At 66.0% G+C, this 14,270-nt stretch carries 7 protein-coding genes; 3 read left to right on the top strand and 4 right to left on the bottom strand.

Features of this window, described 5'->3' with window-relative positions:
- Positions 1-45: 45 nt before the first annotated feature.
- A complete protein-coding gene (locus XH91_RS28435) occupies positions 46-1,071 on the top strand; it encodes a histone deacetylase family protein (protein WP_128953663.1) in 1,026 nt (341 codons plus the stop codon).
- A gap of 120 nt (positions 1,072-1,191) precedes the next feature.
- On the opposite strand, the gene XH91_RS28430 is transcribed toward XH91_RS28435, so the two are convergent.
- The 4 genes from XH91_RS28430 to XH91_RS28420 form a co-directional block, all read right to left on the bottom strand.
- Positions 1,192-2,172 (bottom strand): LLM class flavin-dependent oxidoreductase, encoded by a 981-nt coding sequence (locus XH91_RS28430; RefSeq protein WP_128953662.1) that lies wholly within the window; start codon positions 2,170-2,172, stop codon positions 1,192-1,194.
- On the bottom strand, positions 2,169-2,900 hold the full coding sequence (locus tag XH91_RS28425; RefSeq protein WP_128953661.1) for a 4'-phosphopantetheinyl transferase family protein: 732 nt from the start codon (positions 2,898-2,900) through the stop codon (positions 2,169-2,171). The genes XH91_RS28430 and XH91_RS28425 overlap by 4 nt, the downstream gene beginning before the upstream one ends.
- Positions 2,901-3,129: 229 nt before the next feature.
- Positions 3,130-3,297: a hypothetical protein gene (locus XH91_RS39040; protein ID WP_164934214.1), complete on the bottom strand. Its 168-nt coding sequence runs from the start codon at positions 3,295-3,297 to the stop codon at positions 3,130-3,132.
- A gap of 135 nt (positions 3,298-3,432) precedes the next feature.
- Entirely contained in the window at positions 3,433-9,867 is a 6,435-nt protein-coding gene (locus tag XH91_RS28420) for a non-ribosomal peptide synthetase (protein WP_128953660.1), read from the bottom strand.
- 135 nt (positions 9,868-10,002) lie between these two features.
- Between XH91_RS28420 and XH91_RS28415 the strand changes: the two genes are divergently transcribed.
- The gene (locus XH91_RS28415; RefSeq protein ID WP_128955029.1) at positions 10,003-13,467 is read left to right on the top strand and encodes an ATP-binding protein; all 3,465 of its coding nucleotides are present in this window, start codon (positions 10,003-10,005) and stop codon (positions 13,465-13,467) included.
- Positions 13,464-14,258: a protein-L-isoaspartate O-methyltransferase family protein gene (locus XH91_RS28410; RefSeq protein WP_128953659.1), complete on the top strand. Its 795-nt coding sequence runs from the start codon at positions 13,464-13,466 to the stop codon at positions 14,256-14,258. Before XH91_RS28415 ends, XH91_RS28410 begins: the two co-directional genes overlap by 4 nt.
- Positions 14,259-14,270: the final 12 nt, after the last annotated feature.

Below are 14,270 nucleotides of genomic sequence, written 5' to 3'. Positions count from 1 at the left end.
CGATCAAAAAACGCCGTGGAATTGTTGAAGACCACGGAGTGTTGAGTGAAGGCCGTCCATACTGAACTGCACCGCAGCCACGATCCGCAATTCTTCCTGGTTCGTGGCGTCGTCAAGCGCACCACCGAGCAGCCCGAGCGCGCCGACCGCCTGCTCAAGGGGTTGAAGGACGGCAAGCATCAACTGGTCGAGCCGACCAAGTTCGGCCAGGGCCCGCGCGCACGCATTCACAGCCCGGAATATCTGTCGTTCCTGAGCGAAGCCTGGGATGCCTGGACGGCACTCGGCGATTCCGGTCCGGAGATGATCGGCAACATCCATCCCGTCCGCCACGCCGCGACCTATCCCACCCATATCGTCGGCAAGCTCGGCTGGCACACCGCCGATACAGCGGCCCCGATCGGTCCTGGCACCTGGGCTGCGGCCTGCGCCGCGACGGATGTTGCGGTCACAGCGGCCCAGATGGTGATGGACGGCGAGGATGCAGTCTATGCGCTCTGCCGTCCGCCCGGCCACCATGCCTATCGCGATATGGCCGGCGGCTTCTGCTTCCTCAACAACAGCGCCATCGCGGCGGCGCATCTCCGGCAAAAGCACGAGCGCGTCGTGATCCTCGACGTCGATGTCCATCACGGCAACGGCACGCAAGGCATCTTTTACGCGCGGCCGGACGTCTACACGATCTCGATCCACGCCGATCCGGTCGCCTATTATCCCTATGTGTGGGGCTACGCGCATGAGCGCGGCGAGGGCGCCGGCCTCGGCGCCAATCTCAACATTTCCCTGGCGATCGGCACCGGCGATGACGGCTATCTCAGGGCGATGGACGTCGCGCGCAAGGCGATCGAATCCTTCTCACCCGGCGCAGTCGTGATCGCGCTCGGCCTCGATGCCTCCGAGCACGATCCGCTGAAGGGGCTTGCCGTCACCACCTCAGGCTTCCGTCGCATCGGCCAGGCCATTGCGAAGCTGGGCCTGCCGACCGTGTTCGTGCAGGAGGGCGGCTATCTCTCGGACATTCTCGGCGCCAACCTGACCTCGGTACTGGCGGGCTTCGAAGAGGCGCGGTGAATTGGTCATCGTTCTCCGTCGTTGCGAGCGCAGCGAAGCAATCCAGAATCTTTCCTCGGCATCAATCTGGATTGCTTCGCTGCGCTCGCAATGACGATGTCGATAAAGTGTGATCAGTAGTCAAAACATCCCGCTCGCCTCGAGCGCGTTGCAAACGTGCTGCATCTCGGCCTCGTCAGCGACCATGTCGAGCATGACCGTGGTCAGCCCCTTCGCCGCAAACTGCTTCAGCTTGGCGCCGATCTCGGCATAACTGCCGACGAGATAGGGGCAGTCGGCCTGGAAGGTGAGGTAGGGCAGCAGCCAATAGCCATTGTCGGCGAGCTCGCCGCTCTGGCCCTCGTACATCAGCCGCTTCCAGACGGAATCTGAATTTTCGACGGTCAGCGCGAGCAGCTCGCGATCGTCGGGATTGTCGCGGAAACGGGTCTTCGCCGCCTGCCGCGCCTCCTCGCGACCCTCGCGCGCGAAGATGCCGAAGTTCATGCCCGACGCGTTGAGCCCGCGATCGAGGTCGGGCGGCAACATCTGCATCTTGATGCAGCCGGTCTCCTCGGCGACGCGCCTGGCGGCGTCCGATTGCCCCGCGATCAAGAACTCCGGCATCAGCTCGGCCGGCAGGCGCGGCCGCAGTTGCAGATTGCTGGCGCGATAGAACCGGCCGTCGACATTCACCGGGCGCGGGCTCGACAGCAGCTGTCGCATCAGGCTGACGAACTCGTCTAGCCTGACATACCGGTCGGCGTGAGACTGATCGTCGCCGAGCCCCTGCAGGTCGCTGATCGCGGTCCCCGTGATCATGTTGAGATAGACCTTGCGGCTGTAGAGCTGCGCAAAGGACGAAACGAACTTCGCCGCCGTGTACGGGTGCATGTAGACGGGGTTGACGGCGATCAGTGGCGAGGATCGCGTCGTCGCCGCCATGATGTGCTGGGCCATCGCCCAAGGCTCGACGAAGACGTCATTGCCTTCGAACAGCAAAATGCCCTCGAAGCCGTTGCGGTCCGCGAACTCAGCCACCCGCATCAGCTCGCCGACATATTTTTTGGGATCGCGGTTGCGCGAGATCGCAGGAAACACGCGCAGCCGCGCCGACATCACTCCGCCGCTTCCTGGAACGGCCAGGCGTTGCGGGTGATGGTCAGGCCGCCGGCCGCGCGCGAGCCGTCGGCGATGGCGAGGCGATGCGAGGGCGACGGCGAGCACAGCGAGAAGCGCCAGCCCGCCGGATCATCGGCGATCTCGGGCCTGAAGCTGATCTTGATCGCCTCCCGCGACACCTGCATCGCGAAGGCGTCGAGCGGCAGGTTGAGCCCGAAACCCCTCGCTTTCAGATAGGCTTCCTTCAGCGTCCAATAGTCGAAAAATCGCTCGATCGCAGCGGGCTCCGGCAGCGTGCGGAGCGTCTCGACCTCTTCCGGCGCAAAGAAGCGAAGCGCGGTCGACAGCGGCGCGACGCGCCGCGACACGGTCTCGACATCGACGCCGACCGTCTCATGCCTTGACACGACGCAGGCGACGCAGCCGTCGGCATGGGACAGGCTGAAATGCAGCGGCGTCGAAGGCGCAGGCGCTGCGACAAAGGGCCGCCCATAGCGTCCGGTCGAGAACGACCAGTCGGTCGGTTCGACATCCGGGGCCGCGTGCGACAGCGCGAGGCGCAGCATCGCATGCGCGAAGACATATTGCCGCTGATGCCGTTCAAACTTGAAGCGGTCGGCGCGCATCTGCTCGTCGACCGAGAGCAACCGTCGGCACGCGTCCACCGCGCCGGGGGTATCAATGCTCTCGATCAATCCGACAAACAGCTCAATTCCGTCGTCTGCCATCAATTGGGCCCATAGCGCCAGGCGGAGGCCAAATCCGGCCCTGACTGAAGGATCAACCGAACAGGAAGCAACTCGGCGGACCGCTTCTAGCGGTCCACCCGGGCAAATTCTTGTCGATTGCTGGCCGGTTTACAGGCGCAAGCTTGTGCGAGACCCCAACCCGACAGGCGAGCGGCCCAAATCGAAAATGAAAATGCGAAGATCCGCGCGGCGTCCCGGCCGACGAATCTTACTTTTTCTTCTTGGCCTTCTTCCCGCCACCCAGCATCGAAAGGCTGGCGTCGACGTCCTTCAGTGCGGACTGAAGCTTCTTCTTCTCGCCCGTGAGCAGCTTCTGCAGCGACTTGCGGTCCTTGTCGCTGAGCGAGGTGCCTTTGGTAAATTTGATGAAACCCATAACGCTACTCCCCCGGTTGAAATCAGTCCAAATCAAAACGCAGGAATAATCTCGCGCGCTGGAGCCAAATAATCAAGATGCAACTTGGGCATTCACAGCTTTGACGGGTGAACTCGTGTTCGCCGGTCCGGCTGGTCATGCCGCCTTGCGGGCGAGCAAGCGCTCCAGCGGCGTGTTTGGCCGGAGGATGGCCGCCTCGAGCAGCGCGACGAGATCCTCCATCCATGCGCCGACCGTGGCGCCGTCGAGCAGATCGTCCTTGTAATTGCACGACCCTGTGATCCCGGTCGGACGCTCCTTCAGCATCAGCGACATCAGGGTCTGGTCGACCGGCAGCACCGGCTGGCCCTCGCGCGCGACGTTTCCGATCGATCGCACCGTGACATCGGGCAGCTCCAGCGGCTGGCGCAGCGGGTTTTGCAGCGTGAAATAGACCTGAAGCAGCGAAGCCGGGTCGATGCCCTCCTGCTCCAGATGGTCGGCCAGGATGTTGAACGGCAGCTCCTGCCGCGCATGTGCGTCGAGCACGCCCTGGCGTACGCGGCCCAAGGCCTGCGCAAATGACAGATCCGGCGTGATCCGGCTGCGGATGATCACGGTGTTTTCGAACGGGCCTATGATGCGATCAGTGTCTGGCTGAGCGCGGTTGGCCATGGCGGTGGCGACCGAGATGTCGGTGCGCCCGGTCCGCGCCAGCAGCAGGGCCTTCAGGCCGGTGAGCAGACACATGAACAACGTGCTGTTGTGCTGGCGCGCATGGGAGGTGAGACCGGCGACGAGATCGCGCTCCAGGCTGAGCGGATGGTGACCGGTCGACGCGCCCGGGCGTGCTTTGCCGTCAAAGAGGGGGGCCGCAGCGCGCAGATTCTCGGCCCAGTCGGCGGCCTGCCGGCGGGCCGCCGCGGTTCCGCACCACCAGCGCTGCCAGCGCGCGACGCTGGAAAACGCCAGCGGCTTCTTCGGCAGGGGCGGCGACCGACGGCCCGTCAGCGCGGCGTAGCGGTTGGACAATTCCTCGAACAGAACGCCGATCGACCAGCCATCGGCGATGGCATGATGCAGCGTCAGCATCAGCACGTGATCCTCGGCGTGACGGCGCAGCAGCCGCGCCCGCAGCAGCGGGGCTCGGGCGGTGCTGATGGGGCTATAGGCCTCCTGCGCGATCAGGAGCTCGATCTTCCTGAATTCGAGCGCCTTGCGCCGCTGGTTGGTGTGGGGCCGCCCGTCGCCGAGGGTCTCGACGGTCAGGATCGGACCGAGCGTGGCTGGCGCGAGGACGCGGCTGACCGGCTCCTCGCCATTCCAGCCGAACGCCGTCCGCAATGATTCGTGGCGGCGGACGATGTCGTCGATGGCCTGCGCCAGGGTACGCGGATCGATCGGGCCTTCGAGGTGGAAGGCGAACGGCAGGTTGAACAGCGGCAGATCGGGCAGGTTTTGCTCGATCCGCATCATCTGGTCCTGCGCGATCGAGAGCGTGGGGGGCGCGCTCTCGGCCAGGCGTGGAACGCCGGCCGTGGGCTTTTGCGGCGTCGCGGCCAAGGCCTCGTCGACCCGCCGGGCGAGCTCTGCGATCGTCGGTGCCTCGAAAATGGTCTTGATCGGCAGCGAGACGCCGAGTGCACGGGAGACGCGCGCCATCGCCTGGCCGGCCAGCAGCGAATGACCGCCGAGGTCGAAGAAATTGTCGGTGACACCAAGGCTCTCGACTTTCAGCAGATCGCCCCAGATGTCGGACAGGACCTTTTCGGTGAAGCGGCGCGCCGGCACGGCGGTCTCGGTCGCGGCGCTCTCCTGTTGCGTGGGCGCCAGCAGGGCGGAGCGATCGAGCTTGCCGTGGGCATTGAGCGGGACCTGATCCAGGAACAGGAACGCCGACGGGATCGCATGAACAGGCAGCCGGCTCCTGAGGAAGTCCCGCAATTCGCTGGCGCTGATCCGGCTGCCGGCTTTGGCCACCACATGGGCGATCAGCCTGACATCGCCGTTGGCGTCGCGCCGCGGCTCGACGATGCCGGCCCGCACGCTTGCGTGGTCGGCAAGCGCGGCCTCGATCTCCTTGAGCTCGATGCGATAACCACGCACCTTGACCTGAAGGTCGGCGCGGCCGAGGCATTCGATCGTCCCGTCGGCGCGGCGGCGGGCGAGGTCGCCGGTGCGGTAGAGCCGGCGGCCTTCCGCTCGCGCGAACGGATCGGGGATGAAGCGCTCCCTGCTCTGCGCGGGATCGTTGACATAGCCGCGGCCGACGCCGGCGCCGCCGATGCAGAGCTCGCCGACCACACCGATCGGCTGCGGTTCCAGATGCGGATCGAGCACGTAGATCCGGGTATTGGGCAGTGGTGCTCCGACCGGAACATTGGTCGTCGCGGCGTCGGGTGCGCGGGTCAGCCGGTGCAGGGAGACGTCATCAGAGCACTCCGAGGCGCCATAGGCGTTGATCAGCGGCACCTTCGGGCAGCGGGCAAACCAGGCGCGGCAGAGATCGACCGGCAGCGGTTCGCCGGTCGAGATCAAGAGCCGCAGCCTGGCAAAAGCGCGCAGCATCGGCGCCTCGTCCATCCGTTCGAGGATCACGCGGAGCAGCGAGGGCACGATCTCGAGCACCGTGATGCGCTCGCGCTCGATTTCGCGTGCCAGCAGCATCGCATCCTGCACCACCGGGCTGGCGCAGACATGAACGCGTGCGCCGACCATGGGAGCGGCAAGGAACTGCCAGACGGAAATGACGAAGCTCTGTGGCGCAGTCTGCGCGATCACGTCCTTGGCGGTGAGGCAGAGTTCGTCGATCAGCGAGGCGAGATGGTTCGACAGCCCGCGCTGCTCGATCATGACGCCTTTCGGCGCGCCGGAGGAGCCGGACGTGAAGATGAGATAAGCGAGGCTCGAATCCGCGCGCCGCGCAGGGTGGCCCGGCTTGGTCGATTCGGGTGCGATCGCATCGTCGAGCTCGGCGACCCGAATGCGCGCGACCAGCGGCTCGAGCAGCGTGTCGACCATGGCGGACTGCGCGCGCCCCGTCAGCAGCAGGCTTGCGCAGCTCGCCCCGAGGATGGTTGCGAGCCGCGCCGGCGGCTGCTCGGGATCGAGATTCAGGAACGCCGCACCCACACGCTGCACCGCAATCATCGCTGCGAGCAAATCGGGCCCGCGATCGGCCAGAAGCCCGACCACCGTTTCGGCACCGACGCCTTCGCGGGCGAGCCAGCGTGCGATCGCCTGGCTGCGCCGAGCCAGCTCGCGATAGCTCAGCGACGTCAGTCCGTCGGAAATCGCCACCGCGTTCGGCGTCTTTTTCGTCTGCCGCTCGAAGCGTTCGCAGAGATGTCCGCGCACGGCGAAGTTGGCAGGCCGGCCCTTCGCCAGCAATTGCCGGCGCTCGGTGGCCGTCAGCAGCGGCAGGTGCGAGATGCGCCGTTCGGGATCGGCGATGGCGGCCTTGAGCAGGGTCTTGAACTGGTCCGCCATGGCCTCGATCGTACCCGCATCGAAAAGATCGGTGGCATATTCGAAGAAGCCGGTGAAGCGGCCCTCGGCCTCGACCAGCTCGAGCGTGATGTCGAAGCGCGCGACTATGGGGTCAACTTCCAGCCGCCGCGTCGACAGGCCTGGAAAGCGCGCGGCCTCGATCGATGCGTTCTGGAGGATGAACATGATCCGGAACAGCGGATTGCCGTCGCTCCGTCGGGCGATCTGCAGCGCACGCAGGACCTCCTCGATCGGAAGGTCCTGGTTGCGATAGGCATCGAGCGTGACCTGCCGCACCCGGCGCAGCAGCTCGCCGAAGGTCGGGTTGCCGCTGAAATCGTTGCGCAGGATCAGCGTGTTGGCAAACAGCCCGATCAGCCGCTCGCTCTCGATCTGGTTGCGGTTCGCAATCAGCGATCCCGTCGCCACATCCTCATGCCCCGTGTGGCGGAACAGCAGGCACTGGAATACCGCGAGCAGCGCCATGTAAGGCGTCACGCCCTGGTCCTGGCTCAGCACGCGGATGTCGGCGGAAACGGCCTTGGAGAATTCGAAATAATGACGGGCGCCGTGGCCGCTCCAGACTTCCGGCCGCGGCCGGTCGGTTCGCAGCGGCAGCGTGGTGATGCCGTCGAGTTGCACGCGCCAGTAATCGAGCTGCTCTTTCGCGGCCGGCGTCTGCGCCCAGCTCTGCTGCCAGCGCGCGAAGTCGCGATATTGAAAGCTGGACGATGGCAACGCCGGCGTACTTGCCTTGCGCGCGGCGGAATAGCCGGCGGCAAGCGTCTCCCAGAACAGCCGCTGCGACCAGCCGTCGGTGACGAGGTGATGGACATTGACCACCAGCGCATGACTGGACTTGTCGAAGGAGAGCAGCGTGACCTTCAGCGGCGGTTCGCGGGCGAGATCAAATGTGTATTGCGCGAGCTTGAGTGCCTCGCGCCTGACGACCGCTGCCTGCTTGTCGGCCGGGCAGGGCTTGAGCTTGATCCGTTCGAGCAGGGGCGCCTGACGCACGCGCTGCATCGGCTCGCCCTGGCTTTCGACGAAGACCGAGCGAAGCACCTCATGGTGCGCGCAGATTGCCGCGAGGCTTGACTGAAGCGCGCAGAGGTCGACCCGTCCCTTCAGCAGCACGACCTCGACCACGTTATAATTGTAGCGCGTCGGGTCGAGCCGCGAGAGCACATACATCCGCTGCTGCTGGAACGAGAGCGGCGCGTCACCTTCGGCGGCCGACGGGCGCCATGCCGGCAGCGTCGCATCGCGGTGCGCCGTGGTCTCGATCCGGGCCGCAAGAGCCCCGACCGTGGCGCAATCGAAGATGTCCTCGAAGGAGAAGTCGATGTTGAAGCGTTCGCGCAGGCGGGAGCGCATCTGCGTGACCGCGAGCGAATCCGCGCCGAGCGCAAAGACGTCTTGATCGATGCCGACTTGCGGAAGCTCGAGCAGATCGGCCCAGATCCCGGCAAGCTGGGTTTCCAGTTCGTTGCGCGGCAGCTGGGTCTCGTCGTCATCATGGGGCGCTGAAATCAGCTCGGCCAGCGCATTGCGCTTGACCTTGCCGCTGGCGCCCTTCGGCAGCGCGGCCACGCTGCGGATCAGGCTCGGCACCTTGTAGGCGGCGAGCCGCTTCCGTGCGAACTGGCGCAGTTGGTCGGAGGTCGTCTCGGAATTGTCCCTGAGCACCACGACGGCGGCGACGTTCTCGCCGAGCTTGGCATGGGGAATGGCGAAGACGCCGGCTTCCAGCACCGCGGGGTGGGCCAGCAGCACCTCTTCCACCTCCAGCGGAGAGATCTTCTGGCCGCCGCGGTTGATGACGTCCTTGATGCGGCCGACGATGAAGAGATAGCCGTCGGCGTCGAGATAGCCGAGGTCACCGGTCCTGAACCAGCCGTTGCGGAACGCGGCCTGCGTTGCCGCCTCGTCATTGCAATAGCCGCGGCTCATGTTCGCTCCGCGCAGCATGATCTCGCCATGCTGGCCGTGCGCAAGCAGGCGGCCGGCTTCGTCCATGATCGCGATCTCGGGGCCGGCGGCCCGGCCGACCGAGCCGATCTTGCGCAGCTCGAACGGATTGGCCGCGATCTGCGAGGCCGCTTCCGTCATCCCATAGGTCTCCAGCACGGGGACGCCGAAGATCGCCTCCAGCCCATTCAGGATCGCGGGCGCGAGCGAGGACGAGGCCGAGCGGATCAGGCGCAGCGACGATGACCGGACGCGCTCGGGGCTTGCTTCCGCGGCGGTCAGCAGCGCGCGATGAATGGTGGGCACCGCCGTGTACCAGGTCGGTTGCAGGTCCCGCATCCAGCCGAAGAAGGACGGGGCGTCGAAGCCGCCGGTCACGATCACGCTGGAGCCCGCCGCGAGCGCGGTCAGGAGGCCGGAGATCAGGCCGTGGGCATGAAACAGCGGCAGGACGTTGAGCAGACGATCGTGCGGCGCGAGCGAAAGCACCCGGCCGGCATTCTGCGCCGAGAGACACACATTGCGGTGTGTCAGCGGCACCATCTTCGGGCGCGCGGCCGTGCCCGATGTCAGCAGGATGAAGGCATCGTCCTCCGCGCCGGCGGCGCCGTCGGCACAGGCTGGGCCGATCGTCGGGCCCACGAACGCGCAGCCGCCGAGATCCGGCTCCGCTGCGGGCACGAAATCGATCACCGCGATATCAAGCGTTCTGGCGACGTCGCGGCTCGGTGAATTCATGTCCGCCCGTGTGACGAGCGCGGTGAGTTTCAATTCGCTGAAATAGCGTTGCAGCTCGTCCGCCGTAAGGTCGGGATTGACGGGGACGCAGGCGCAGGTCGATGCCACCGCGATCAGCGCCAACGCAGCGTCGGCCCCGCGCGGCAGCGCGACGGCAATCCGGTCGGCAGGCGTAATGCCGAGCCCGCGCAGCGTGCGGACGACATGAGCGATCCCGGCGCCGAGTGCGCCATAGGTCAGAGGAGGCCGGCCGGGGGCGATCAGGGCGGGCGCGGCCGGCATCGTGCGCGCGTGAAACGCGAGAAGGCTGCCGATATCGGCAAGCTTCTCGGCTTCGGTGCCCGCGCCGGCCGATCTCTCTCCCGCCTCGGATGCGATCTCCGACAATGCCATTCCCTTTTGATCCGATTGAGCTATTCTTCCCTGGAGTTAGGGAACGCGTCCAGTCTAAGGTGAAGTTTGGGCCCCAAAATCTGTGGTTGAGGGACCTTAAGCCCTTTGGCGGAGGGAGTGTACGGCGGGATCACCATGCTGGAGAATGAGCCGGGGACGGAAGTCGGGTTGAAGCGTTGGCTCGAAGGCATTGGTCTCGGTCACTACACCGATCTGTTCGCGCAGCACCGCCTCGATCTCGACGTCATGGGCGACCTGACCGAGGCGGATCTTGCCGAACTCGGGCTGCCGCTCGGCGATCGCAAGCGGTTGCAGCGGGCCATGGCCGCGCTGTTCAAGGCGGAGACGGTCGAGGCGCCGGTTGCGCCGGCGCGTCCGCAGAGCCGCACGGAGGTTGGCGCCGAGCGGCGCCAGCTCACCACCATGTTCTGCGACATGGTGGATTCCACGATGCTCTCGGCCCAATTCGATCCGGAAGACGTGCGCGACATGATCGCCAGCTTTCGCGAAACCTGCGTGCGCGTCGTCAAGCATTACGAGGGCTTCGCCGCCCGCTTCGTCGGTGACGGCATTCTGGTCTATTTCGGTTATCCGACCGCGCATGAGGACGATGCCGAGCGCGCGGTGCGCGCCGGGCTCGAGATCGTGCGGGTGCTGTCGACCGCGCGCGCAATCGAGCCGCGCGGCGCGCTCAGCCATGCGCCCGCCGTGCGCATCGGGATCGCGACCGGCCTCGTCGTGGTCGGCGACCTCGTCGGCCAGGGGACCGAAGAGCGCGATTCCGCCGTCGGCGAGACCGTCAATCTCGCCGCGCGTTTGCAGGCGCTCGCGCCCCCCAACGGCGTGGTGATCTCCGCCTCGACGCAATCGCTGCTGAAGGGCAAGTTCGATTATCGCAATCTCGGCGCCCATGCGCTGAAGGGCATCTCGGAAAAAACCCAGGCCTGGCACGTCGTGCGCGCCACGCGCGTGGAGACCCGCTTCGCCGCCGCCATGGGCACGCGGTTAACTCCGCTCGTCAATCGCGAGGAGGAAATCGCGCTGCTGATGGCGCGCTGGCAGCAGGTCAAGGAGGGCGACGGCCAGGTCGTCGTCAAGTTCGGCGAGCCCGGGATCGGCAAGTCGCGCATCATCCAGGAGATTTTCGAGCGGATCGCAGGTGACCGGCACGGGCATGTCGCGTTCCAGTGCTCGCCCTATTACACCTCCACTGCTTTCTATCCCTTCGTCGAGCAGCTCAAATTCTCGCTCGGCCTCGACCGCGAGGATGCCTCCGCGCTGTCGCTGGCGGGCCTGGAGAATGCGATTGCGGCAGCCCACGGCGACGTCGAGCAGGTGGCACCGCTGTTCGCCGCGCTGCTGTCGATCCCGACCGGAGAGCGTTATCCGCCGCTGGAGCTATCGCCACAGCAACAGAAAGACGCCACTGTCGCAGCGCTGGTCAATCACTTCCTGGGCCTCACGCGCGAGATGCCGCTGGTGATGGCCTTTGAGGATCTGCACTGGATCGATCCGACGTCCCGCGAGGTGGTCGATTTGCTGGTCGCTCAGGTGCAGAATCGGCCGATCCTGGCCATCATCACGGCGCGCTCCGAATTCCAGCCGAGCTGGAACGCGCATTCGCACATCACCACGCTGGTGCTGAACCGGCTGAGCCGGCCGCTGCGGACCACGCTGGTCGAGCGCGTTGCGGGCAGAGAACTTCCCAAGGAGGTCGTCGAGGAGATCATCGTCAAGACCGATGGCGTGCCGCTGTTCCTCGAGGAATTGACCAAGACCGTTCTCGAATCCAACCTCCTGACCGAGCGGCATGGCCGCTACGTGCTGTCGGGTCCGTGGCGGCAGCTCGCGATCCCGGCGACCTTGACGGACTCGCTGATGGCGCGTCTCGACCGGATGGGGCCGTTCAAGCGGATTGCGCAAATCGGCGCCACCATCGGCCGCGAATTCTCCTACGAGACCCTGCACGCCGTCGCCAATACGCCGGCGGAGCAGATCGAGGCGGCACTGACCCATCTGGAGGAGGCCGGCCTGATCATGCGCCGGGGGCATCCGCCCGACGCGCTTTACTCCTTCAAGCACGTGATGATCCAGAACGCAGCGCATGACAGCCTCTTGCACAGTGAGCGGCGCAAGCTGCATGCCAGCATCGCCCAGGTCCTCGCCGAGATGTATCCGGAGAAGACCGACCGCGAGCCGGAGCTGCTGGCCCACCATCTGACCGAGTCCGGGCAGAGCGAGGGCGCGGCGAGCTTCTGGCTCAAGGCCGGCAAGCAGGCGGCCAAGAGCGGCGCCAATCTCGAGGCGATCGGCCATCTCCGCCGCGGCTTGAGCGTCGTGCAGGCCAATGCACGCATGCAGGGCGCCGACGAGATGGAGCTCGAGCTGCGGATCGCGCTGGGCAACGCGCTGATCGCCGCCAAGGGCTACGCCGTGCAGGAGGTCGAGGAGAACTACATGCGCGCCCTCGAGCTTGGCCAACAGCTCGACGACGACGAAAAGGCCTTTGCTGCCACGCGCGGGCTATGGGTCTGCCATTTCATCCGCGCCGACCTGACCCGCGCGCATGATCTCAGCGTCGAGCTGCTGAAATTCGCCAAGCGCGAGCGGCTGAACGAGCGCGCGGACCCCGCGCAGCAGACCGGCTATCTGATCGAGGCGCACCGCTCGATCGCAATGACCATGCTCTATCGCGGGCGCTTCGCTGCCGCGCAGCATCATCTGCATCGCTGCATCGATCTCTATAGTCCCGATTTGCATTCCGACCTGATGGAGCGTCACGGCACCGATCCCGGCGTCGTCTCGTTGTCCTATCTCGGCTATCTCCTCTGGTTCCTCGGCCAGCCCGACGCGGCGCGCCGGCACAGCGAGCAGGCGATTGCGCTTGCGGAGAAGATCCGCCATCCGTTCTCGCTCGCCTTCGCGCTCGTGTTCGGCGCCTATCTCTGCCAGCATCTGCGCGATATCGAGGGCACGCGCGATCACGCCAATCGCGCCATGATCATCGCCACCGAGCACAATTTCCTGCATTGGAAGCAGCAGGCCGCGATCCTGCGCGGCTGGGCGCTGGCCCAGCTCGGCGAGGCCGACGAAGGCATCAGCCAGATGCGCTTCGGTCTCGACGAGTATGAAGCGATGGATTCCTGGCTCGCCGGCTGCTGGTTCCGTTGCCTGCTCGCGGAGGCCTATGCCAAGGTCGGCATGCGCGATGCCGCCTTGCGCGCGCTGGACGGTGCGCTTGCGACCGCAAGGCGGACCGGCGATCACTCCTACCTCGCCGAGGTCTACCGCCTGCAAGGCGAGATCATCTTGTCGGACGGCAATCCGGCCTCGGTGCAGGAGGCCGAAGATCTGTTCGACCAGTCGCTGGAGACGGCACGCAAGCAGGGTGCGCTGTCCTGGGAGCTCAGAACCGCAGTCAGCCTCGCGCGGTTGTCGCACACATCGGGCAAGCGCGAGCACGCGAGCCTTCTGCTCGTGCCGATCGTCGGCAAATTCAACGAGGGATTCCTGACGCCCGACCTGAAGCTCGCGATGCAGCTGGTGCACGAGCTCGGCGGCGATACTCCGGCGCGTTCACAGCCTGATCCGGTGAAATGACCGACCTGTCCGCCGCGCGGGCGCGCTACGTCGAGCTGATTGCGAAGCGCGAGCGGATTGGTTCGTCGCGCCTGCTTGCGGCGCTCGCGTCGGTGCCGCGTGAAGATTTTCTGGCGAAAGGGCCCTGGCGCATCAAGAGCGAGGCGGCGCGCAGCTACCGGCTGACGCCCAGCGCCGATCCCGTTCATCTCTACGACAATGTGCTCGTCGCCATCGACGCGCGCCGCAAGCTCGACACCGGGCTGCCGAGCCTGTGGGCCCATTTCATCGATCTGCTCGATGTCCGGGCAAAGGACCGCGTGGTCCAGATCGGTTGCGGGCTCGGCTATTTCTCGGCGATCCTGTCGGAGATCGTGGGGCCGAAGGGCAGGGTTCGCGCAATCGAATGCGACGCGCGGCTGGCGGCGCGCGCTGCGAACTACCTGCGCGCCTATCACAATGTCGAGGTGATCAACGGCGACGGCTGTCGCGATGTCGGCGAGCCGTCCGATGTCATCATGGTGCATGCCGGCTTCCCGCATCCGCATCCGCTCTGGCTTGCCTCGCTCCGCCCGCGCGGCCGGCTGCTGGTGCCGCTGACGCAGCGGGACCGCGAAGGCGCCGCACTCAAGATCACGCGCCGCGGCAAGGGGTTCGTCGCCGAAGCGGTGCAACAGATCCGGATCTTCCCTGGTCAGGGGCGCGGGGTGACCGCGCTCGACGATCGCGTCGCCGACTGGTGGCAGCGCGCATCATCGCTGGCGCCGCTGCGCTTTCGCGGGCTGGCCCAGGGGCTGCCGTCGGATGGCTAGGTGAATCCGCGC

This window comes from Bradyrhizobium guangzhouense, from assembly GCF_004114955.1.
Lineage (GTDB): Bacteria > Pseudomonadota > Alphaproteobacteria > Rhizobiales > Xanthobacteraceae > Bradyrhizobium > Bradyrhizobium guangzhouense.
The sequence above is the reverse complement of the archived record's forward strand: the minus strand, read 5'-3'. Positions and strand labels throughout refer to the sequence as shown.

What these genes read in the sequence shown, in the direction of transcription:
- XH91_RS28425 (WP_128953661.1), bottom strand. Translation starts at nt 2,900, where the DNA reads ATGGCAGACGACGGAATTGAGCTGTTTGTCGGATTGATCGAGAGCATT.
- XH91_RS39040 (WP_164934214.1), bottom strand. Translation starts at nt 3,297, where the DNA reads ATGGGTTTCATCAAATTTACCAAAGGCACCTCGCTCAGCGACAAGGAC.
- XH91_RS28420 (WP_128953660.1), bottom strand. Translation starts at nt 9,867, where the DNA reads ATGGCATTGTCGGAGATCGCATCCGAGGCGGGAGAGAGATCGGCCGGC.
- XH91_RS28415 (WP_128955029.1), top strand. Translation starts at nt 10,003, where the DNA reads ATGCTGGAGAATGAGCCGGGGACGGAAGTCGGGTTGAAGCGTTGGCTC.
- XH91_RS28410 (WP_128953659.1), top strand. Translation starts at nt 13,464, where the DNA reads ATGACCGACCTGTCCGCCGCGCGGGCGCGCTACGTCGAGCTGATTGCG.